Source organism: Corynebacterium sp. 212_CJEI (genome assembly GCF_001055915.1).
In the GTDB taxonomy this organism is placed as follows: domain Bacteria; phylum Actinomycetota; class Actinomycetes; order Mycobacteriales; family Mycobacteriaceae; genus Corynebacterium; species Corynebacterium jeikeium_D.
Map to the genome: position 1 here is coordinate 22135 of NZ_JVPT01000044.1, position 20496 is coordinate 42630.

Below are 20496 nucleotides of genomic sequence, written 5' to 3' on the forward strand. Positions count from 1 at the left end.
TGATTCCATAGCTTAAACTGACATTCGTGACCGATGCCGCTTTAACCCCACCACCGGAAACCGAGCGCCGCGCGAAAAAGCGTTTCCTGCGCCCGATTCCCCCGGTTCCCCCGCTGCCGCCACTGCGGCGGTGGGACAAATGGGATACCGCCACTTTTGTGGTTCTCGGAATCGTCGCAGCGCTAACGCGTTTCATCGGGCTTGCTGCCAAGACCGACAATGGCACCCCGCTCTTCGATGAAAAGCACTATGTGCCGCAAGCATGGCAGATTCTGGAGTCCACCCGCGACCCCATCTCATCCGGCATCGAGGACAATCCCGGCTACGGTCTGATTGTGCATCCGCCAGTGGCCAAGCAGGTCATCGCCTTGGGCGAGTGGATCTTCGGTTACTCACCAATGGGCTGGCGGTTTATGTCGGCGGTGTGTGGCACGCTGGTCATACTGCTGCTGATGGATATCGTCCGACGCATCTCCCGCGGCTCACGGTTGGCAGTGGGTATCGCTGGTCTCTATGCGCTTGCCGACGGAGTGCTGTTTGTCTCCTCCCGGGTCGGCATGCTGGACATGATTCAGACCTTCTTCATCGTTGCGGCCGCGTGGGCACTTCTCATTGACCAGGCCGATGCCCGCAAGCGCCTGGAATCCGCCACGGAGCTAGGTAGTTTCGGCCCCTATCTCAGTTATCGCTGGTGGCGACTGCTCGCCGGCATCATGCTGGGGCTTGCCACCGGGGTGAAGTGGTCTGGCCTGTATTACATGGCCGCATTCGGTCTGTGGTCCGTCCTCACGGATTTGGTCTCCCGCAAGAATGCCGGTGCGCACAAACCCGTGCTCGGCGCACTCGCCCGCGATACCGCCCCGGCGTTACGTGATCTGGTGGTAGTCCCGCTGGGCGTTTACTTCTTAAGTTGGCGTTCCTGGTTCGCCGAAGAAACGTCGGTCTATCGCCATGTCTCGCCCGAAGACCGCGATACGGGACTCCCCGGCACCGACTGGCTTCCCGAGGCCCTGCAGAACTACCTGCACTACCAAAACAGCGTGCTGAAGTTCCACGCCGAGCTGACCACCTCTAATGGCCACAAACACCCTTGGGAGTCTAAGCCTTGGGAGTGGCTGGTGAGTTGGCGGCCAATGCTCTACTACTCCACCGAAACCACCTGCAGTGACGGCCAGGAGTGCAAGGGCTGGATGATGCTCTTTGGCACCCCACCCATCTGGTGGTTGCTGGTCCCCGTGGTCCTGTGGGCCACATGGCGTTGGCTCGGCCGCCGCGACGGCCGCTACGCGCTGCCCGTCATCGGTTTCCTCGCCTCGTGGCTGCCGTGGGTCATCGGCTACGACCGGCAGATGTACTTTTTCTACGCCACCGCGCTGATTCCATTCGTACTCATCGCCTTTGCTCTGCTTGCCGACGATCTCTCACACTGGCGGCCCCGCGGTAAGCCGGTGGGGTTGGTAATCGTTGGCACGCACGCCGCACTAGTGGTGACCGCGTTTGTGTTCTGGCTGCCGATTTTGACCGGCTACCCGCTGCCTCTCAACCACTTTGAATGGCGGTTCTGGTTGCCGTCTTGGAGCTAGTCCCGCTGTGGTGGCACGCCTGTGACCGGCAACCCCGAGGCGGCCCGCCATGCCTGTGCGATTGCCGTCGGCGTATAGCCGCCCAGCCACACAACGGCCAGTGTCAAAGCGGAGACAAACATCAAGGCCAGGCCAGCGATCTCTGATGCTCCCTGAGCACCGATGAGAATGTCACGAATACCAAAACCGATGCTGAACGTGGCGACGGCACCGTAGACCGGCGCCATGCCCATGGCAGCGCGTGGCCGCCAAGCAGCCCAGAACAATCCCACTGCCAATGCAAGCCGAATTGCCGCGAGTTGGATGGCAAGGCGTGCTCCGAGCTCCATTGGGTCAACGGTGGCAGTGGAACCGTCGATAGGCGCTCCCGTGCTTGTTGCGATTCCTGCACCGTCCTGCGGCTGCGCCGAGGAAAGTCCGAGCGTCATCATGCCGGAGGCGTCGACCAGTGTCGCAATCCCCCAGACCGCCCAGCAAAGGCCCAGCGCAATGAGCACCCCGCGGGCGGTGCCGGCCATGAGCAGCCATGCGCGCTCACGCCGCCGGCGCTCCGGTTCGATGGAGACCAAAATGCGCTCCGAGAGATCATCCGTGGAAATCTCCGGCATACCATCGGCAGGCCCAACCGTAAGGGCGCGGTTCAGCCGCACCGCTCGCTCGTACCAAGCTCGGCACTCCTCGCAGGCCCCAAGATGGGCATCGATGACTTCATCGGCAATGCTTGCCTGCTCGCCATCGAGGCGAGCTGACAATGCTGCGCGAATTTCCTCGCACTCCACGGGGAATCTCCACCGCCTTTAACTCTTAAGGGGGTTGTACCTAATGAGGTCTTACCTGATGAACTGCCTGTCCAAACTGAAACGGCCAGCCCCGAAAACGAAAATCATCACCAGACCACCGATGAGCGACATCACAAGCTCCGCACCGTTGTCGCGGATAAACAGGCCATTGCCCAAGTGCATCGACCACCAGGCACCAATCATCTCAATGATGAAGACCATCGCCACCGTCGGTGCCAAGAGTCCCAGAATCAGCAACGCGCCACCGACCAGTTCGACTAGAGCGACAACCCAGACCGTCAAGTGCGCCTGCGGGATATTCGCGGCGACAAAGTAACCGGTCGTCTTGTCGATACCGGTGATAAAAATCTTGTCCCAGCCATGGCAGATGAAGATAATTCCGAGTATCAGGCGGAGAATCACGAGCGCGATATCGCGCATTACCGGTCGATCCATGAGGGACATGCTACCCGACGGCACGGTCAAAACACGGTAGCACTGCGGCTGCGAGAGGCCAGCGACTTAAACATGCAAAAAGGCTTCTCCCAACCCCTCGGGAGAAGCCTTCCGCCAAACACACCCGGTGTGTCATGTCTTAGGTAGTGACATCGTAACAGGCCGAGTTTCTAACAAAAAATCGCGCTGACGTGCTCAGACAACTTTAAGGTTGTTCTACGGCTCAGTTCACAGGACTAGCTCACACGAGCCTGTGGCATTTCGTCATAATCGTCGTCATCAAAGCGGTGGTCAGTGTAGGCCAGATCTGCGAAATCCGGGTCCTCATCATCAAGCTCGACCACTACCGCGCCCGGACGGCGCAGTCGCTGTGGAATTCCCAGCTCATCATCCTCGCGGTTACGCACGCCGAGGCGGGCCATCTTCATCCGGCGAATTCGGCGAGCTCGCAGTTCCTGCTCTGCACGCACGGTGCGGCGCAGGTTGACCAGATACAGGGTCATCAAGCCGACACCGACCAGTGGAATCCACCAGGTCCAACCACCGGCGAAAGCAGCGATGATGACCGTGACCGCGATGAACGCTGCCAGCCCAGCAACCGAACGGCGGCGGCGGGCAAAGCGAGTCTCAGCGTACTGAGCATCCGAAATCGGATCGAACCCACCACGACCACGGCGCTTCTCAGCGAACGCGTAATCATCTTCGGTCAAGATGTCATCGACAGCAACTGCGTCATCGTTGGACTCGACACTGTGGTCGCTGTCGTCCTCGACGGTCTCGTCGGGTTCCGCCTGCTCGTCTACGGTGTCTGCTGCCTCTTCAGTCTCAGAGAGAGCCTCAGCGTCCGCGTGCTCAGCGTCAGCCGCGGCACCGGAATCAGCGTCAGATTCAACGGCATCTTCGAACATCAAGTCATCGGCGTCGACAAACTGACGGCGAACGTCAACGCTCACATCGGAAGAGGACTCATCTGCACGAACCACGTCACCTTCGGCGGAGGCAACGGCGGAGTCAGATTCAGCATCCTCGTCATTAACGACAGCCTGCAGCGACTGGTCTGCAGACTCATCATCGGACACGTCCATGTCAGAGCGGTCAGAAGACTCAGCAGTGGCTTCCTCGGTAGCGGAATCATCCGCCTGCGGGGTCTCCTCCTCTGCATCTGCCGCTTCCAGCTCGTAGACGATATCGCCGTCAACGACGGCCGGGTCGGCCGCCTCGTCCACGGTGTCGTCGATAAGCACGTCGCTGACATCGAAGTCATCGTCGACCTGCGCGTCAACGGTTTCGAGAGAATCGTCGACTTCTTCGGCCACGCGCACGTCCGACTCCTTAAAAGACGGACGGCGGCGCGTCGTGGCCAACTCCTCGCCACCACGATGCAGCACGCGGGTCTTACCTAGCGCATCGGAGGTACGACGAATCGGCTTGCGCGTATTGACCACCAGCGGGGCAAGCACAAACAGCCACAGTACAACGATGAGTATCAGCAACAGTGAAGTTGACATATTTTGTGTCTCCTTGCGATTTCGCCCGGGGTTTCGCCGTCTCTCCCCGGCCCAAATACGCCACCCACATGCCCTTCCACAGAGGCATTTGCGAAGGCAGTCAGCGTATCTAGAGCGAATTCGCCCAATAGTAGAGTTGTCATCACCCTATCGGCGTGTGTTACTCAGACTACTCAGGCGCGCCGTTGCGGTGGGTATTTCTCCGCCTCTTCATATTGCGCGCGACCACTCGCCACGATGAGGTCCACTGCACTGTCCTCCCCCACCCGCGCATAGGTCAGATGATCGCGCCACGCGCCATCCATATGGAAGGCTTCCCGCGCCACGCCTTCGTACTCGAACCCACAGTTTTCCAGCACGCGTATCGACGGGACATTGCTGTCCAACACAGTCGCTTCAATTCGGTGGACGCCAACTCTCTTGGCATAATCCGACGCCAACGCCACTGCCGCAGTGGCGACCCCTCCACATGTAAAGCCGCTGCCGACCCAGTAGCCAATCCATGCGTGAGCGACGGGGAAAGGCGTAATACCGCCGAGTGTGAGCATGCCGGCGAACTGGCCGTCTACCTCAATGGTGGAGACAATCATGTCTCCCGCAGCCTCTGAACGACGCCAACTGCGCAGGTTACGGCGGAAAACAGAAGCCCTGTGGGCGTTATCCCAGTCGTCCTCGAGGGTTGGCTCCACGGGGCGCAAAATGGGCTCGTCGCGCAGCCGCAGTGCCCGCCATGCAGAGGCATCAGAGCGCTCTGGCACACGCAGGCGGACTCGGCCGCCACTGGTTACTAGACGAGAAGTACGCACAGCAACAATACTCGCGGTAGTGGAGTGAGGTTAGGCCTGGCGCGCCATGAACAGCACGTCAACTACATCTCCCGGACGCACGTGCAGCACGTCTTCCGGAATCACGATGAGGCTGTTGGCTTCCGACATACCGGCCAAAAGGTGGGCTTGCGCACCGCCGGAACCTCCCAGCGGCTGCACCATGTATTCGCCGGTCTCGCGGTCACGCATGAGCTGGCCACGGATGTAGCCACGGCGCTTCTCCGCCGACTCAATCGGGCCGACAGCACGAGCGGTGACAGCGCGGCGGCGGGGATTGCGCTTACCCAACGCCAGCCGAATGAGGGGACGAACCATGACCTCAAAAACGACCAATGCGCCGACCGGATTCGACGGCAGGAGGAACGTTGGAATCTTGTCATCTCCCAGCAGACCAAAGCCCTGGACCGAACCAGGATGCATAGCGATGCGGGAAACATCAACCTCGCCCAATTCAGCCAGCACACGGCGAATCTGCTCACCCGCGGCACCGCCGACAGCCCCCGTGATGACCAAAAGCTCACTGCGAATGAGCTGGCCTTCGATGATTTCCCGGATGCGACGGGGCTCACCGGTGGCAATACCCACTCGGTGTACCTCAGCCCCAGCATCGCGGCCGGCTGCTGCCAACGCGTAGGAGTTGACGTCGTAGACCTGACCGAGCCCCGGCGTGCGGTCAACATCGACCAACTCATTACCAATGGAAATCACGGACATACGCGGCTTGGGGTGCACCAAAACCTTCGAACGCCCCACCGCTGCCAGCAATCCAACCTGTGACGGCGAAATCACCGAGTCCAAGGACACCGCCACGTCACCCGGCTGCACGTCGTCACCGACCTTGCGCACAAAGTCACCGGAGTAGACCGGATGGAGAACATTAACTCGACGGCCACCGCGGTCGGTCCAGTTTAGGGGCACGACGGCGTCGGCAAGCGATGGCAGCGGCGCACCAGTTTGTACGCGCACGGCCTGCTTCGGCTGTAGCCGCATCGGGTGATGCGAACCCGCTGTCACCTCACCGACAACAGGTAGCTCAACCTCGCGAAAATCAACATCACTCTGACGCGCATCCGGAGGTAAAGAACCAGATTCGCCGACGATATCGACAGCGCGCACCGCATAACCATCGATTGCTGACTGCACGAATCCCGGTAACGGCTGCTCAGCGATGACATCCTCAGCGCACAGCATGCCGAGGGATTCCGAAATAGCAACGCGCACAGGATCAGGCATCACAGCGTGTGCGGTGATTGCCGCCAACTGTTCTTCCACAGAACGCATGTTTTACCTTCCTCGGCACCAACCCGCGGTGCGCTTTATGGCTATTCAGCTTCTCAGTACAAGCCTCTATAAAAAGGCTTTAAGCCTGTTCATCCTGCGCCAGACGCTGCTGCATGTAGTCGCGCAGCCCCTCGCCGTAGTCCGGATGCCTGAGTCCAAAGTCTACGCAAGCACGAATGAAGCCACCAGGATTTCCCAGGTCATGGCGGAACCCCTTGTGGACGACCACATGAACCGGATGCCCCTCTTGAATCAGCAACTCAATTGCATCGGTGAGCTGGTACTCGCCGCCCTTACCGCGCGGGATGCGGCGCAGCGCATCGAAGATGGCGCGATCGAGCAAGTAACGTCCGACTGCAACGAAGTTGGATGGAGCATCCGCAGGATCCGGCTTTTCCACCATGCCCTTGACTCGCTTCACATCGTCCCAGGCATCAGCGTCGGCTGCGTCTGCACCGAGCTCACCAGACTCCGCCGGGGTAGCGTCCTCGATATCGAAGACACCGTAGTTGTAGACCTCTTCGTGAGGAATTTCCAGCGCACACAGCACCGAACCACCAAAGCGCTCGCGCACTTCCGTCATCCGATCCATCACGCCCACTGGGAGCACGAGATCGTCGGGAAGCATGACAGCAACGCTGTCCTCATCGTCTTCGAGCAGCGGCTCTGCGACCAGCACCGCATGCCCCAGGCCCAGCGGTCGATCCTGGACAACGGATTCGACGCGGATAACCTCGGTGGCGCGGCGTACCTTCGCTGCAATTTTGTCCTTGCCGCGCTCGGCGAGAGTCTGCTCAAGGTCCGGGCGCGGGTCGAAGTGCCCAAGCACGCCGTCCTTACTCGGCGCTGTGACAATAGCCAGGCGTTGCGCACCAGTGGCGGCGGCCTCTTCAGCAATCATCTCGATGCCCGGCGTATCAACTACGGGCAGCAATTCTTTCGGCACTGTCTTGGTGGCAGGCAAGAATCGCGTACCCATGCCCGCGGCAGGAACGATGACAGTTCGAACCGGAGTAGTCATGTCCGAACCAGACTCTTTAGACGATGAGACCATAATGGCAACGATACCTATATAACTTCCATTTGCTCGGAGGCTGACCCCGCTTTTTCAACGCATTAATCAGAAATTTTCTCCTGCGCTGACGACAGAGGTCGCTCCCCTACCTGACAGAGTAGGTTTGCAGGTATGGCTCCGCTTCCCGAAACCACGTCTGATTTCAAAGCCCGCACACGGCACGAGGTACTCGCCGCACGCGCCGCCAAGGGGCAGCGTGAGCGCATGCTTGACGACGAAGCACTGGTACAGCGGTTGCAAGAATGGTTATCCAATACCGTCGGCGACCTCGCAAAACCCATCATTGCCGCCTATGTCCCCGCTGGCGACGAACCCGGCGCAAGCGTTTCTAGTTCGACTGGTGGTGAGCCCGGCCAGGGCTTTGTGGAAGCTCTGGCCAACGCGGTTCCCGGAGCACGAATTCTGCTTCCCGTCTGCCCGCCCGGTCCACCACAACCGCTGCACTGGGGTTACTACAACGGCAGCTTCCACAAGGGCCGATTTGGACTCTTAGAACCTGTTTCGGTGGAAGACTCTGCTGACCCAGCTGAGCTGGGTGTTGCCGACGCCATTATCCTGCCGGCAGTTGCGGCCGACCCCGCAACCGGGATGCGGTTAGGGCGTGGCGCTGGTTACTACGATCGCAGCTTGGTTTTCGCTCGACGCGACGACGATACGGATGGAGCGAGAACTGCGGTCATCGCTGTTGCGGTTTTCGACACCGAATTGCGCACGGAGCTTGCCTACGATGAGCACGACATTCCTGCCGATTATGTGATCACGCCAGCGGGGATTTCACAGATTTAATGGAACCGATTCCGGGATTTTCGCGCCTAACTTAATATGAGCCCAAAATATTCGTCCCGGTTTCCGCGTCCATTCCGAAAGCTCCGCCCCACAACTATTCGGCGGATGGTTGCCCTCACTGTTTTCCTATGCGCAGTCGGCCTGGCGGCGGTGGAGTCATTGACACCCCGCAGCGGCCATATTCGGGTAGTGGTTAGCGCCAAATCCATTGCGGCTGGCGCATCGGTGGCAGAACAAGATGTGGCTTTCAAGGACATTCCCCGGGAGCTCGTTCCCGGTGGAGCCGTAACGGACATCGCCTCTGTGCGGGGACGCACCCTGGCCACCGGCATGTCACCGAGAGAGATAATTACAGAGCAGCGAATGGTCGGCCCGTCACTTGCCAAGTCGCTGACGGGGACGTCGGAAAGCAAAATTATTGCCATCACGTTGACTGATGCGGGCATTGTGTCCGCTCTTCGCACTGGTGACAGCGTGGATATTGTGTCGACAGCGGATGAGCGCGGGGTGGCGGCGCCGCTTGCACACGGGGCAAGGGTGGTCAACATCGTCGACGATGAGGTGGTCTTGGTCGCTCTGCCCACCGGCGCCGCGGAGGTGGTGGCTGCGACATCGCTAGCATCTCCGCTCACACTGTTACTCGCGGGTTAGTGACCAAAATCTCACTGGTTCAAAGATTTTATGGTCCTGAACAGTGTTTTTCGCATAAAGTTGACTTGTCCCATAACTTAGCGAAGGGATACAATGGACAGGCAATTCAAAACTACGATGAGAGCTAAGAAGAGTGGCACTGCCAGACATCGCACTGCCCCGTCTCTGAAATCGTAGGGGCCTGCACTGAGCAACGCGATGACTCACAGGTCTCGTTTGGTTTGTTCCGTTTCTACAGAAGGAAATTTCCTATGCTTAAGGGCTTTAAAGAGTTCATCATGCGCGGCAACGTCATCGACCTGGCGGTCGGTGTTGTCATCGGTGCTGCGTTCACCGCAATCGTCACTGCTTTCACCGACAGCCTGCTCGAGCCGCTGCTGAACACCATCGGTGGCGCTGAGGTCACTGGCCTCGGCTTCGAAATCATCAAGGGCAACCCGTCGACCTACCTTGACTTCGCAGCTGTCATCACCGCAGTCATCAACTTCCTGCTGGTCGCAGCGGTTGTCTACTTCGTCATCGTTGCTCCGATGAACAAGTTCAACGCGATGCGTGAGGCTCGTCTGGAGACCTCCGCTGAACCGGAGGTCACCGAGGCTGACCTGCTGACTGAGATTCGTGACCTGCTGGCAGAGCAGAACGGCAAGCCGAAGACGGAGCTGAACTAGCCTCTAGCTGCTAGTTGCAGGCTTCCGATAAGAAGCGAACTAACGCTTTTACACAGCGCTCATCCCCAATGGGGTGGGCGCTGTTTTGTCCAGTAGTCCGCATCAAAATCACGAGCATCCTCCGGGGATTCATCGTGATAGTGCACTGTGCGCGCAGTTTTCGCACTGCGCGACTGGGCAAAGTTTTTCGCCGGTGCACCTGCGCGGCGACGCTGCCTACGGCTGCCACTGCGCGGCGCGGCTTGCTCTTGCTCAGGCTGATTGGGCTGCTTAGCGTCGCCCATTCCTAGACGCTCCAGCGGCAGAGATCGTCAAGCACATGTGAGACCAGCGGGAGAATTGTCGCCATGCCATCGCGCACTGCAGCGCGAGACTCCGCGAGATTGACAATCACTGTCTGACCGGACACACCGGCCAAACCGCGGGACAGACCGGCATCCAATGCGCCAGCTCCCATACCGGAGTTACGAATAGCCTGCTCGATGCCCTGCAGTCGCACATCGAGAACCTTGCGAGTGGCATCCGGGGTCTTCGCACGAGGCCCAACACCAACACCGCCCACCGTAACGACCAAATCTGCGCCACCGACAACAGCGGTATCTAGGGCCTTCCGGATCTCACGCTTCACTGCACCCGTACTGACCACAGCATCGACCGAGTAGCCGTCTTCTTCCAACAGCTCAACCATGAGCGAAGCCGCACCATCCGGGTTCTCAAAATGGTCGCCCACGAGGACAACAAACGCATTTCGAACCTGGCCGTCGTCGTTGATAAGACGCTCCATCTCAGCGAGGTTGACGTCACTTGGCTCAGTACTCACGGTTTCACTCATCTGCTCTATCTCGCTTTCTCCCACAGCTTTTCACTCGAAGTTTCACTCGAAAACTCTTCTACAGATGGTGAGGTACTAACTCCACCACGCTGCCTATCAATCCTGGGCTTCTACCAAGGTGACATCGACCGTTCGCTCGTTGCCGCCTCGCTCATCTGTAACTGTAAGTGTGACAGAATCCCCAATCCGATGCGACCGAATAGCCGCAATTAGTGCAACGCCGTTGTCAAGTGTGCGGTCATCAACCTTGGTAATCAGGTCACCATCTTTCAGTCCCGCCTTATCAGCTGGGCCGTCTGGCGTTACCTCTCGCACCAGTGCACCACGTGCAATCGGACGCGAATCAATCTGGGCACCAATGACAGGCATCCGCGCCTTACCGGAATCAATCAGGTCTTCCGCTATGCGACGAGCCTGATTAACCGGAATTGCGAAACCAAGGCCAATGCTGCCCGCCTGTTCCGATGCCTCACTGTTAGAGGCAATCACGCTGGGCACACCGATGAGGTTGCCTTCCATATCCACTAGCGCTCCGCCGGAGTTACCCGGATTAATCGCCGCGTCGGTCTGGATTGCATCAATGACCGAGGACTGACCGTCTTCACCAGCGGCGGTCACTGGACGGTTTTTAGCGGAGACAATGCCCTGCGTAACAGTGGAGGTCAGTCCCAGTGGCGAACCAACGGCCACCACTTCCTGGCCAACCTGGACCTGCGAGGAGTTACCCAGAGAGATTGGGCGCAGCCCGTTAACACCTTCAATTCGAATAACGGCAATATCAGTCGCTGCATCCCCTGCAACCAGAGTTGCCGGGTGCGTGGTGCCGTCGGAAAGCAGGACTTCCATATGTGCGTCCGGACCTGCGCCTGCGACGACGTGATTATTCGTCAGCACCAGGCCGTCGGACGACAGAATGGAACCTGAGCCCGACGCCGTGCCCCGCTCCGAGACAGTGGTGATGGAGACGACACTGGGAAGGACCTTCTGCGCGACCTTCTCCACGGACCCCTCAGCTGCTGCTACCTGACGGGTTTCCGCAGGCTTATCCAGCGCGTTGTCCGCGGGAGCCGACGACTGCGAGTTGTGAACTACCCATGCGCCGACACCGCCACCAATACCGGCCGAGCACAGCATCAGGGCAGCGACTGCCAGCGCCCCCATGCCCTTAGCCCCCTGGGCACCCTTGGTCTTCTGCTGATTGGCCGCAACATCCCACTCTGAACCGCCTCCGTAAGCGCCGTTCGGCTGAGACGGGATGGTGTTGTAGTGGGAATTCTCCCAGCCGCGCTCGTCGGCAGAAAACTGGTTTGTCTCACCAGCATCCCCCATGGCACGGTTCTCGCTGAAGTTGTGAGATTGCGAGGAGTAGTGTCCCCGCTCATCTCCCCGCGAGGAATCGTTGAAAGAGTTGCTCATACGTAATACCTTGCACTGTCTGTCTAACAATTGGCTGAGAGCAGTCTGCGGTCTCGCCGATAATTCCCCGAATGAAACACCGAATCCCCGCCACACACTTCCTTAAAAGGCCGCGCGCAGCGGGGATTACATCAGCTTTGACGTGGGGTTATGCGTTTCTAGCTAGGCTCTTGAGCTGAATCGGAGTCGTCACCTTTTCCGCTGTGCGGACTGCCCGGCAGCGTTACTCTCATCAAGGCACCGCCATCATCGGACTCATCGGCAGTAATCGTACCCCCGTGGCGGACGATGACCGACTTCACAATGGCCAAGCCCAGGCCGGATCCAGGCATCGACCGCGACTGAATGGAACGGTAGAAACGCTCGAAGACCTTGTCTCGATCTTCCTTCGGGATACCTGGCCCCGAGTCCGCCACCGTGAATTCAGCAACAACCTCGCTGAGCGGCGTCAGACGAACCCGCACGGTGCCATTTTCTGGCGACCACTTTGCAGCATTGTCCATCAAGTTCAAAACTGCGCGACCAAGACCCGCCGAATCCCCGTAGACATACCACGGAGCTGTCTGCACATCGAAAGTAATGTCCGGACGACGACGCTCAACACGCGCCAGCGACGTGGAAATGATTTCGTCGACATCGACATGCTCAATAACCTGTTGCGGGCCATCTTCGCGTGCCAGATCAACCAGGTCACCGACCAGCGTCGACAGCTCTTCCAGCTGTGCGATGACGTCAGCTTCCAGATCCGCGCGATCCTCATCCGAGATTGCCGCTCCCGAACGGGAGGCCATCATCAGCAGTTCAATATTTGTGCGTAACGACGTCAGCGGAGTCTTCAACTCATGACCAGCATCTGCAACCAGCTCCGCCTGCTTAATGCGCGACGCTTGAAGTGCAGCCAACATCTCATTGAAGCTGCGGGTGAAGCGCGCAAGCTCATCGTCGCCCTCCACAGGGATTGGGCGCAGCTCGTCGGTTTCCGTCACCCGCTCCGCAGCAATGCGCAGCCGAGTGACCGGGCGCAGACCCGTTGTTGCCACCGTAATACCTGATCCGATTGCGAAGAGGATTCCGATAGCAGAGATACTCAGCAGCACTGCACTGAGCGCTTTCAAGACCGACTGCGTCGAGCTCAGATCCTGCGAAAGGATCAGCGTCGCACCGTCTTCGGAGCGGACGGCGTATACACGACGGCCGTTGTACTCATCGGTGCGAATCGATTCCTGTCGATTCCCCCGCAACACCGCAAGTTCGGGGCCACCAATAGAGATTGAGCCACCGCCTTTGCCCGCCACACTGCCGTGGGCAAAGTACACCGCGTCCAAATCGGGGTTCAGAATCCTGTTCGAGTCCGCTTCAAAGGAGGGGCCAATGGCAAACTCCGAAGCGTACGGTGACATCAGCAGCTTTTCCGCCTGGCTACGGAGGTTACTGTCCACCTCGCGGTATAGCGCTGCCTGCACAGTAAAAAATGCAGCCAGCGTCATCAGCCCCACCGACATCGCCACAATGAGCGCTGTCAGAATAGTCAGCCGCCAACGCAGCGAAGGGATACGCGAGCTCCGCGGCAGGCCGGGAAGCGATTCCCCTGCCATCGTCTCAGTATTCGCGGACTTCTCTTGCTTACCGACGGTACCTTGCCCCGGATTGACCTCCGTGGCAGAACGCTGATTTGATTGCACGCCACCGCCGGTCGAACGACGACGGCGCAACATCACGGTGCGGTCTCCCGCATCACATAACCGACACCACGAACGGTGTGAATCAGACGCGGCTCTCCCTCTGCCTCAGTCTTACGACGCAGGTAACCAATGTAGACCTCCAGCGCATTGCCGGACGTCGGGAAGTCATAGCCCCAGACATCCTCCAAGATGGCGGTACGGGAGAGTACACGCCGCGGGTTGCTCATCAGCAATTCCAGCAGCGCAAATTCTGTACGAGTGAGGCTAATGCGGCGTTCACCGCGGAAGACCTCACGAGTTTCCGGGTCCAAGGAGAGATCCTCAAACTGCAGAGTTGCGGCATCCTCCATCGCAGGCACTTCCAAAGCAGAACGACGAAGTAGCGAACGGACACGAGCGAGCAGCTCTTCCAATGCGAACGGCTTGGGCAGGTAGTCATCTGCGCCGGCATCAAGACCAGCTACGCGCTCGGAGACCGAATCACGTGCAGTCAACATCATGACCGGCAGATCATCGCCTTCGCTGCGCAGCCGACGGCAAACATCCAGGCCGTCCAGCTTCGGCATCATGACATCCAAAATGGCCAAATCCGGACGATCCTTGGCAATCTTTTCCAAGGCCTCTGCGCCATCCTCGGCGAGCTCGACCGTGTAGCCATTAAAAGTCAACGATCGCCGCAACGCTTCGCGTACCGCTTGATCGTCATCAACTACCAAAATCTTCATACTGCCCATTGTGCCTTGAAAATATAAGGTGAGTGTAAATGTGACACAGATTCTTCGTGAGAGTGCTCCCATAAAACCTGGCCATAGAACTGAAAAACCTCACCCCATCGCCGAGTACAAGCGATGGGGTGAGGTTTAAAAAGCTCTTTATCAACTGTTCCTTACACACTGAACGCGCTCTGGGCGCTCGAAGCGCTCTTCGGTTCAGCGAGGAACGTTGTCAGCATCCTAAAAGATGCGCGTTAGAACTTCTCGACGTCAACCAGGCCGAGCTGAACAGCCTTGGCGATGCGACGAGGAACGTTGTAGACGCGACCGTTTACCTTGACTTCCTGGAGAGCGACGTTGTTGCTCTTCCACTGGGAACGGCGAGCGCGGGTGTTAGCACGCGACATGCGACGCTTTGGTACTGCCATTTTCTTATTCCCCTCCTATTCTTAGTTCTTCTTCGCGCGGCGAATGCGGTTACCGTAACGGCGCTGGAACTTCTCGACGCGACCAGCGGTGTCCATGACACGCTGAGCACCGGTCCAGAACGGGTGCGACTCGCTGGTGACGTCAACGACGATCAGCGGGTACTCGTTACCGTCTTCCCACTCGACAGTGCGGTCGGAGGTGGCGGTGGAACGGGTAAGGAAAGAGTGACCCGTGCCTGCGTCCTTGAAAACCACCGGGTGGTAATCAGGATGGATGTCCTTCTTCATTAATTCTCGTTTCCCTCAGGATTGAACTTCAGGTCGCTTTCCCCCAGCTAAGAGTGAGAGAATCGTGCCTGAGTTGGGTACGAACACGACTTACAATGACACGCACCGGGTCAATATTTCTATAAACCGGCATGTGACACTCGATGGAATATTACAGGCTCGAGCCCGAAAATTAAAAAAGGGCCCTGCACTAACGCCCGTCGACAAGCACGAACTCTATGACGACACTCGAGAGTCGCACCGAGAAAACCACAGTGGAACAGCGATTAGGTTATCCCGCAACTCGTGTGTAAACTGTTCTCTCGCTGTTGTCTAGTTATTCGTTTACGCGCTCAGCGTCGAGTGTCAGTGGGCAGCGCCCCGGAAAAGGCCAGGTGGATTCCTCGGTTATTCAATAGTCCGGCGTGGCGCACCAGTGATGTCGGCATTGGGCGGCAAGGAAGCAAAGGAATCCCTATGTCGGCGATTTGCCAGGTTACGGGACGCAAGCCGTCTTTCGGCAAGACCGTGTCCCACTCCCACCGGCGCACGTCGCGCCGTTGGAACCCCAACGTGCAGCGTAAGAAGTTCTACCTCGCCTCTGAGGGGCGTCACATCACTCTGAATGTGTCCCCGAAGGGTCTGAAGACCATCGACAAGTACGGTATCGAGGCTGTTGTTGCTCAGATTCGTGCACGTGGGGAGAAGATCTAAAAAATGGCACGTAATGACATTCGTCCAATCATCAAGCTGAAGTCCACTGCGGGCACCGGTTACACCTACGTGACCCGTAAGAACAAGCGCAATACCCCGGACCGTATCACCATTAAGAAGTACGATCCGGTTGTCCGCAAGCACGTCGAATTCCGCGAGGAGCGCTAATTCATGGCTAAGAAGTCCAAGATTGCCAAGAACGAGCAGCGCAAGGAAATCGTCGCTCGTTATGCAGAACGTCGCGCTGAACTGAAGCGCATCATCAAGTCCCCGCACTCCACTGACGAAGAGCGCATGGACGCACAGTACGAGCTGAACCGTCAGCCGCGTGACGCGTCCCCGATTCGCGTCCGCAACCGTGACGCTGCAGATGGTCGCCCGCGCGGCTACCTCCGCAAGTTCGGTCTGTCCCGTGTCCGCGTTCGTGAGATGGCCCACCGTGGCGAACTCCCGGGCGTCCGTAAGTCCAGCTGGTAAGTCGAGGAGCACCAATGAAGCGCAATCACTCTAACAAGAAGGCGCGGATGGAGCAGTCCCGCCGCCCGAAGAAGAACCCGCTCAAGGCCGCAGGCGTTGAGAAGGTTGATTACAAGGACATTAACCTGCTCCGCCAGTTCATCTCTGACCGTGGCAAGATTCGTTCCCGCCGCGTCACCGGTCTGACTCCGCAGCAGCAGCGCCAGGTCGCTACCGCTGTGAAGAACGCCCGCGAGATGGCACTCCTGCCGTTCACCAGCCGCTAAAGATGGCTGGTCGGCGGGAGCCGATCATTCGAATACCCGCCGAAAGGCCTTATTTACGCGCTGGCCGCATGACGATACATGCGATAACAGCGTAAAACGGACTCAGTCCTTCCCCACCAAGGGGATTGGATTGGGTCCGTTTTTTATTGTCTAAAATATGCACTTATGCCCGCTCTCACCGAAATATTCACCGGCTTTGGTTCCGTCGCAGTACTGATCATTGTTGGCTGGTTGTTTGGGCGCAGTGAGATCGTCGATAAGCGGGCATCTTTTACCCTGAATATGGTCGTGTTCTGGATTGCGATGCCGTGCATGCTCGCGCACACGCTCGCGACGGCGGATTCGGCGAGCATCTTCGGTTCGGCGTTTGGCGTCGCGGCACTGTCGGCGCTTGGCACGGCGGCGTTTTACCGGATCTTTGTGGCACCCATGTTCAAACAGCGCGGCGCCGATGCTGTGGTCGGCGCGATGTCGTCGAGTTACAACAACGTCGCTAATCTCGGCGTGCCCATCGCTGTCGCAGTGCTTCACGACGCTACCGCCGTCGTCCCAGCCCTTATCTTTCAGATTGCCTTCTATGCGCCCGCTTCCATGACCGTGCTGGAAATCCTCACTAACCGCGGCCATTTCCGACCGCGCAATGTCATCATGGCACCGCTGAAGAACCCGATCTTTCTGGCGGCGATGGTGGGACTTGCGGTTAATGCGTTTGCTATCAAACTACCTCAGTTCGTAGCGCATCCAGTGGGGCTATTGGGGCAGGCCGCGGTGCCAATGGCACTTTTGGCCTTCGGTATTAGTTTGCATGGCATGCCGTTTATGGAAGCCGGCCGCTCCCCTCGTCGCGCCGTCGTGGTGGCGTCTACGCTGAAGCTTTTCCTGCACCCCGCGCTGGCTCTCCTGTTCGGCCATTTTGTCTTTGGTCTCAGCGGGCATGCGCTGCTGGCAGCTGTGATTATCGCCGGCCTGCCGACAGCCCAGAACGTCTACACCTTCGCCTCCCGTTTCGGCCGGAACCTTGAACAGGCGCGCGATTGTGGCGTGATTACGACAATCGCCTGCTTGCCGACGGTCCTTTTGTTCACCCTGCTGTTGAGTTAGGGGACTCTTCCCGACGGCCTGGAGAGAATCTCGTTACCCTTGGAGGCGTGGAGATTCTGAAGACACTTCTCGAGGCCGACCCGTCCGTGCCTCGTTTGACCTGTTATGACGAAACTACCGGCGGTCGTACTGATCTATCGGCCCAAACTCTGGACAACTGGGCCAGCAAGATCGCCAACATGCTGCACGATGAGTTCGACCTCGTCGCCGGAGACCAAGTATGGATTGACTTGCCGTTGATTTGGCAGTCCGCCTGCATCATCCTGGGCTGCGAGCGTGCTGGCGTCACCGTTAGCGATGAGGAGCCGCTGGTCGTATTCACCACTGTCAGCAACGTCAGCACGTGGGAAGAGAAGTTCCCAGATGCCTACCTCGCAGTGCTTACCGACGATCCCTTTGGCCGCGGTGTCGTGGAATGCGGTGATGATATTCCACCGGGAGTCATTGACTTTGGTCCGGAAGTTCGTTTCCACCCAGACGCATATCTAGGCGCAGGCCCGGACTCCGACCAAACCCCCGTTATTGGGGAAAAGTCGGCTGCAGAACTGCTTTCATCTGCTGGCGATTATGCGGACGAGATGCAGCTCACGCCCGGTTCCCGCGTCGTTTCCGACGGCTGGCTGGTGCCTGATTCTTCACAGGTCACCGCAGATAAATGGGCATGTAATGTGCTGTCGGCTTGGGTTCGTGGAGGTGCTGCCGTCGTCGTGCGCGGTGGCGATAGCGAGCGTGTCACTGCTATTTCTACGGCCGAAAAAGCCCGTGTGATTTAGTCGCAGCTGTCCCGTCGAGAAGCGCTCTAAGTAGTCGCGATAACCTGGAAACCGTGATTACCCGACCATATATTCTTGCGATTCTCGCCCTCATCAACGTCTTGGGCGCACTGGCTGTATGGGATCTGAGCCCATGGTGGTGGATTCTGATGGCCTTCATCCTCTTCCTGGATGTTGTGGCTATCTATGACATGCTTCAGAGGAAGCACTCCATCTTGCGGAACTTCCCGGTCATCGGCCATCTGCGCTACATGGGTGAGACCATTCGCCCTGAGATGCAGCAGTACTTCATCGAACGCAACTTCGACGGCGCTCCATTCGACCGCGATACCCGTACCGTGGTCTACGAGCGTGCGAAGGGGCTGTCCTCGAAGAAGTCATTCGGTACTGAGCGAAAGATTAATGCGCCCGGCTACGAGTACGTCCGCCACTCGATGGCGCCGAGCCAGCACGTCATCGAGGATCCGCGCGTAGATATTGGCGGTCCGGACTGCGCCCAGCCGTACTCAGCGTCTATCTTCAACATCTCAGCCATGAGTTTCGGCTCTCTGTCCCCTAACGCTGTCATGGCAATGAATAAGGGCGCGAAGCTGGGCAACTTCGTACAGGACACCGGCGAGGGCGCTATCAGCCCTTACCATTTGAAGTATGGTGCCGACCTCTATTGGCAGCTGGGTTCCGGTTACTTCGGTGCGCGTACCGAGGATGGCGACTTCGATCCGGAGCTCTTCCGCGAAAAGGCTAAGATTCCGCAGGTCAAGGCAACCTATCTGAAGGTTAGCCAGGGCGCAAAGCCTGGACTCGGCGGCATGCTGCCAGGTCACAAGGTCAATGAGGAAATCGCGGCTACTCGCCACGTACCAGTTGGCAAGGGTGTGATGAGCCCGCCGTACCACCGCGTCTACTCCACCCCGCGTGAACTTGTTCGGTTTATGGGCACCATGCGCGAGCTCAACGGTGGCAAGCCGGTCGGTTTCAAGCTGTGTGTTGGCTCCCAGCTTGAGTTCCTCGCCGTGTGCAAGGCCATGCTGGAAGAGAACATCACCCCGGACTTCATCATCGTCGACGGCGCTGAAGGCGGCACCGGCGCTGCACCGCTGGAATACTCCGACCGCGTTGGCCTGCCGCTTACCGACGGCCTGATTCTCGTCCATAACGCGCTCGTAGGTGCCGGTCTGCGAGATCGCATTAAGCTCGGTGCGTCCGGCAAGGTCATTACTGGCTTCGATATTGTGAAGCGCATGTGCATCGGTGCTGACTTTGTGAACTCGGCTCGCGGCATGATGATGGCCACCGGCTGTATCCAATCTCAGCTATGTCATACAAACACCTGCCCGGTGGGTGTGGCTACCCAGGATCCGAGCCTGTGGAAGGCCCTGGATGTCGACGACAAGGGTCAGCGTGTGGCCAACTATCACAATGCCACGGTCGCGGAAGCAGCTAGCCTATTGGCATCGATGGGCCTGAATAGCTTCTCTGAGCTGGGGCCGTCCCACCTGCTGCGGCGCACCAATGAGCAGGTCGGTGAGACCTACGCGGAGCTCTACAACTGGCTGCAGCCAGGCGAGCTGCTGAGCGGAACTCGCTTCCACAACTGGGCCGAAGCCTGGGAGACCGCCGACCCGGACACGTTCCACTACCCCGCAGTTCATATGCGCGGGTAGTTCGGGGCTGGTTGCGCGCCCTACTCACCCATCAGCTTCTTGCGCAGACGCTCGTCCTTTTCCAGGACCTGATCGCGCATGTTGGCCTGGTAGTTCTCCATCGCCACAATGAGCTCCGGGTAACCGGCCGAGAGAATACGCACAGCCAGCAGGCCAGCGTTCTTAGCGCCGCCCACACCGACGGTTGCCACCGGAACGCCGCCCGGCATCTGAACGATTGACAGCAGGGAATCGACACCCTCCAGGTTCTCCAACGCGCGTGGCACGCCGATAACCGGCAGCGGAGTGGCCGACGCAACCATGCCCGGCAGGTGTGCTGCACCACCGGCGCCAGCGATAATGCAGCGCAGCCCCTTGTCAGCGGCGGACTTTGCGTAGTCAATCATGCGTTCCGGAGTGCGGTGTGCAGAGACCACACCTACCTCAAAGGGAATTCCGAACTCAGCCAAGACCTCCGCTGCGGGCTCCATGGTCGGCCAATCCGAGTCCGACCCCATAATCAGACCGACCAGCGGACCGGTTACGTTGGCCAACTTCGGGCTTGCCACC

At 58.7% G+C, this 20496-nt stretch carries 24 protein-coding genes; 11 read left to right on the top strand and 13 right to left on the bottom strand.

Annotated features, from left to right (window positions below):
- Positions 1-86 precede the first annotated feature (86 nt).
- Positions 87-1583, top strand: coding sequence for a dolichyl-phosphate-mannose--protein mannosyltransferase (locus tag ADB02_RS03710; RefSeq protein ID WP_371326129.1), 1497 nt, complete (start codon positions 87-89; stop codon positions 1581-1583).
- Here the strand turns inward: ADB02_RS03710 and ADB02_RS03715 are convergent.
- From ADB02_RS03715 to ADB02_RS03740, 6 genes are all read right to left on the bottom strand, one after another.
- A complete protein-coding gene (locus ADB02_RS03715; protein WP_049189705.1) occupies positions 1580-2362 on the bottom strand; it encodes a zf-HC2 domain-containing protein in 783 nt (260 codons plus the stop codon). The genes ADB02_RS03710 and ADB02_RS03715 overlap by 4 nt on opposite strands.
- Before the next feature lie 51 nt (positions 2363-2413).
- Positions 2414-2818 (bottom strand): DoxX family protein, encoded by a 405-nt coding sequence (locus ADB02_RS03720; protein WP_038629133.1) that lies wholly within the window; start codon positions 2816-2818, stop codon positions 2414-2416.
- 236 nt (positions 2819-3054) lie between these two features.
- Positions 3055-4326, bottom strand: a complete 1272-nt coding sequence (gene glpR, locus ADB02_RS03725; RefSeq protein WP_049189706.1) for a gephyrin-like molybdotransferase receptor GlpR — start codon at positions 4324-4326, stop codon at positions 3055-3057.
- Positions 4327-4499: 173 nt separating this feature from the next.
- Positions 4500-5132, bottom strand: a complete 633-nt coding sequence (locus ADB02_RS03730) for a GNAT family N-acetyltransferase (RefSeq protein WP_048733595.1) — start codon at positions 5130-5132, stop codon at positions 4500-4502.
- A 30-nt stretch (positions 5133-5162) separates the two neighbouring features.
- On the bottom strand, positions 5163-6434 hold the full coding sequence (gene glp / locus ADB02_RS03735; RefSeq protein ID WP_005511382.1) for a gephyrin-like molybdotransferase Glp: 1272 nt from the start codon (positions 6432-6434) through the stop codon (positions 5163-5165).
- A 79-nt stretch (positions 6435-6513) separates the two neighbouring features.
- Positions 6514-7488 carry a UTP--glucose-1-phosphate uridylyltransferase gene (locus ADB02_RS03740; protein ID WP_016423265.1) on the bottom strand — a complete coding sequence of 325 codons (975 nt, stop codon included), beginning with the start codon at positions 7486-7488 and terminating at the stop codon, positions 6514-6516.
- Positions 7489-7620: 132 nt separating this feature from the next.
- Between ADB02_RS03740 and ADB02_RS03745 the strand changes: the two genes are divergently transcribed.
- The 3 genes from ADB02_RS03745 to mscL all read left to right on the top strand — a co-directional run bounded on the left by ADB02_RS03745 (position 7621) and on the right by mscL (position 9614).
- A complete protein-coding gene (locus ADB02_RS03745) occupies positions 7621-8295 on the top strand; it encodes a 5-formyltetrahydrofolate cyclo-ligase (RefSeq protein ID WP_049189707.1) in 675 nt (224 codons plus the stop codon).
- 105 nt (positions 8296-8400) lie between these two features.
- The gene (locus tag ADB02_RS03750) at positions 8401-8946 is read left to right on the top strand and encodes an SAF domain-containing protein (protein ID WP_224433571.1); all 546 of its coding nucleotides are present in this window, start codon (positions 8401-8403) and stop codon (positions 8944-8946) included.
- A 251-nt stretch (positions 8947-9197) separates the two neighbouring features.
- Positions 9198-9614: a large-conductance mechanosensitive channel protein MscL gene (gene mscL, locus ADB02_RS03755; RefSeq protein ID WP_049189708.1), complete on the top strand. Its 417-nt coding sequence runs from the start codon at positions 9198-9200 to the stop codon at positions 9612-9614.
- A 286-nt stretch (positions 9615-9900) separates the two neighbouring features.
- Here the strand turns inward: mscL and ADB02_RS03765 are convergent, their stop codons facing one another.
- The 6 genes from ADB02_RS03765 to ADB02_RS03790 form a co-directional block, all read right to left on the bottom strand.
- Positions 9901-10470: a MogA/MoaB family molybdenum cofactor biosynthesis protein gene (locus ADB02_RS03765; protein ID WP_126108175.1), complete on the bottom strand. Its 570-nt coding sequence runs from the start codon at positions 10468-10470 to the stop codon at positions 9901-9903.
- Positions 10471-10542: 72 nt separating this feature from the next.
- A complete protein-coding gene (locus tag ADB02_RS03770; RefSeq protein WP_049189710.1) occupies positions 10543-11862 on the bottom strand; it encodes a S1C family serine protease in 1320 nt (439 codons plus the stop codon).
- Positions 11863-12020: 158 nt separating this feature from the next.
- The gene (locus ADB02_RS03775; protein ID WP_049189711.1) at positions 12021-13577 is read right to left on the bottom strand and encodes a sensor histidine kinase; all 1557 of its coding nucleotides are present in this window, start codon (positions 13575-13577) and stop codon (positions 12021-12023) included.
- Positions 13577-14269: a response regulator transcription factor gene (locus ADB02_RS03780; protein ID WP_005511429.1), complete on the bottom strand. Its 693-nt coding sequence runs from the start codon at positions 14267-14269 to the stop codon at positions 13577-13579. The genes ADB02_RS03775 and ADB02_RS03780 overlap by 1 nt, the downstream gene beginning before the upstream one ends.
- A 242-nt stretch (positions 14270-14511) precedes the next feature.
- Complete coding sequence (gene rpmF / locus ADB02_RS03785; RefSeq protein ID WP_005511439.1) at positions 14512-14685, bottom strand: 50S ribosomal protein L32; 174 nt, start codon at positions 14683-14685, stop codon at positions 14512-14514.
- A gap of 21 nt (positions 14686-14706) precedes the next feature.
- Positions 14707-14973, bottom strand: coding sequence for a type B 50S ribosomal protein L31 (locus ADB02_RS03790; protein WP_005511390.1), 267 nt, complete (start codon positions 14971-14973; stop codon positions 14707-14709).
- A 456-nt stretch (positions 14974-15429) separates the two neighbouring features.
- Between ADB02_RS03790 and rpmB the strand changes: the two genes are divergently transcribed.
- The 7 genes from rpmB to ADB02_RS03825 all read left to right on the top strand — a co-directional run bounded on the left by rpmB (position 15430) and on the right by ADB02_RS03825 (position 19947).
- On the top strand, positions 15430-15666 hold the full coding sequence (gene rpmB, locus ADB02_RS03795) for a 50S ribosomal protein L28 (RefSeq protein WP_016423274.1): 237 nt from the start codon (positions 15430-15432) through the stop codon (positions 15664-15666).
- A 3-nt stretch (positions 15667-15669) separates the two neighbouring features.
- Entirely contained in the window at positions 15670-15834 is a 165-nt protein-coding gene (gene rpmG / locus ADB02_RS03800; RefSeq protein WP_005511413.1) for a 50S ribosomal protein L33, read from the top strand.
- A 3-nt stretch (positions 15835-15837) separates the two neighbouring features.
- Positions 15838-16143 (top strand): 30S ribosomal protein S14, encoded by a 306-nt coding sequence (rpsN, locus tag ADB02_RS03805; protein ID WP_005511414.1) that lies wholly within the window; start codon positions 15838-15840, stop codon positions 16141-16143.
- A gap of 14 nt (positions 16144-16157) precedes the next feature.
- Positions 16158-16409: a 30S ribosomal protein S18 gene (gene rpsR, locus ADB02_RS03810; RefSeq protein WP_005511410.1), complete on the top strand. Its 252-nt coding sequence runs from the start codon at positions 16158-16160 to the stop codon at positions 16407-16409.
- Between the two features lie 165 nt (positions 16410-16574).
- Complete coding sequence (locus tag ADB02_RS03815) at positions 16575-17510, top strand: AEC family transporter (RefSeq protein WP_049189712.1); 936 nt, start codon at positions 16575-16577, stop codon at positions 17508-17510.
- A 47-nt stretch (positions 17511-17557) separates the two neighbouring features.
- The gene (locus ADB02_RS03820; RefSeq protein WP_049171307.1) at positions 17558-18283 is read left to right on the top strand and encodes a TIGR03089 family protein; all 726 of its coding nucleotides are present in this window, start codon (positions 17558-17560) and stop codon (positions 18281-18283) included.
- Between the two features lie 53 nt (positions 18284-18336).
- Positions 18337-19947: an FMN-binding glutamate synthase family protein gene (locus ADB02_RS03825; protein WP_049171310.1), complete on the top strand. Its 1611-nt coding sequence runs from the start codon at positions 18337-18339 to the stop codon at positions 19945-19947.
- A 20-nt stretch (positions 19948-19967) separates the two neighbouring features.
- On the opposite strand, the gene purE is transcribed toward ADB02_RS03825, so the two are convergent.
- A complete protein-coding gene (purE, locus tag ADB02_RS03830; RefSeq protein WP_049171375.1) occupies positions 19968-20444 on the bottom strand; it encodes a 5-(carboxyamino)imidazole ribonucleotide mutase in 477 nt (158 codons plus the stop codon).
- Between the last annotated feature and the right edge of the window lie 52 nt (positions 20445-20496).

Coding starts and splice junctions, on each gene's coding strand:
- ADB02_RS03720 (WP_038629133.1), bottom strand. CDS start 2,818: ATGGATCGACCGGTAATGCGCGATATCGCGCTCGTGATTCTCCGCCTG.
- glpR (WP_049189706.1), bottom strand. CDS start 4,326: ATGTCAACTTCACTGTTGCTGATACTCATCGTTGTACTGTGGCTGTTT.
- glp (WP_005511382.1), bottom strand. CDS start 6,434: ATGCGTTCTGTGGAAGAACAGTTGGCGGCAATCACCGCACACGCTGTG.
- ADB02_RS03740 (WP_016423265.1), bottom strand. CDS start 7,488: ATGGTCTCATCGTCTAAAGAGTCTGGTTCGGACATGACTACTCCGGTT.
- ADB02_RS03745 (WP_049189707.1), top strand. CDS start 7,621: ATGGCTCCGCTTCCCGAAACCACGTCTGATTTCAAAGCCCGCACACGG.
- ADB02_RS03750 (WP_224433571.1), top strand. CDS start 8,401: ATGGTTGCCCTCACTGTTTTCCTATGCGCAGTCGGCCTGGCGGCGGTG.
- mscL (WP_049189708.1), top strand. CDS start 9,198: ATGCTTAAGGGCTTTAAAGAGTTCATCATGCGCGGCAACGTCATCGAC.
- ADB02_RS03770 (WP_049189710.1), bottom strand. CDS start 11,862: ATGAGCAACTCTTTCAACGATTCCTCGCGGGGAGATGAGCGGGGACAC.
- ADB02_RS03775 (WP_049189711.1), bottom strand. CDS start 13,577: ATGTTGCGCCGTCGTCGTTCGACCGGCGGTGGCGTGCAATCAAATCAG.
- ADB02_RS03780 (WP_005511429.1), bottom strand. CDS start 14,269: ATGAAGATTTTGGTAGTTGATGACGATCAAGCGGTACGCGAAGCGTTG.
- rpmF (WP_005511439.1), bottom strand. CDS start 14,685: ATGGCAGTACCAAAGCGTCGCATGTCGCGTGCTAACACCCGCGCTCGC.
- ADB02_RS03790 (WP_005511390.1), bottom strand. CDS start 14,973: ATGAAGAAGGACATCCATCCTGATTACCACCCGGTGGTTTTCAAGGAC.
- rpmB (WP_016423274.1), top strand. CDS start 15,430: ATGTCGGCGATTTGCCAGGTTACGGGACGCAAGCCGTCTTTCGGCAAG.
- rpmG (WP_005511413.1), top strand. CDS start 15,670: ATGGCACGTAATGACATTCGTCCAATCATCAAGCTGAAGTCCACTGCG.
- rpsN (WP_005511414.1), top strand. CDS start 15,838: ATGGCTAAGAAGTCCAAGATTGCCAAGAACGAGCAGCGCAAGGAAATC.
- rpsR (WP_005511410.1), top strand. CDS start 16,158: ATGAAGCGCAATCACTCTAACAAGAAGGCGCGGATGGAGCAGTCCCGC.
- ADB02_RS03815 (WP_049189712.1), top strand. CDS start 16,575: ATGCCCGCTCTCACCGAAATATTCACCGGCTTTGGTTCCGTCGCAGTA.
- purE (WP_049171375.1), bottom strand. CDS start 20,444: ATGGGGTCGGACTCGGATTGGCCGACCATGGAGCCCGCAGCGGAGGTC.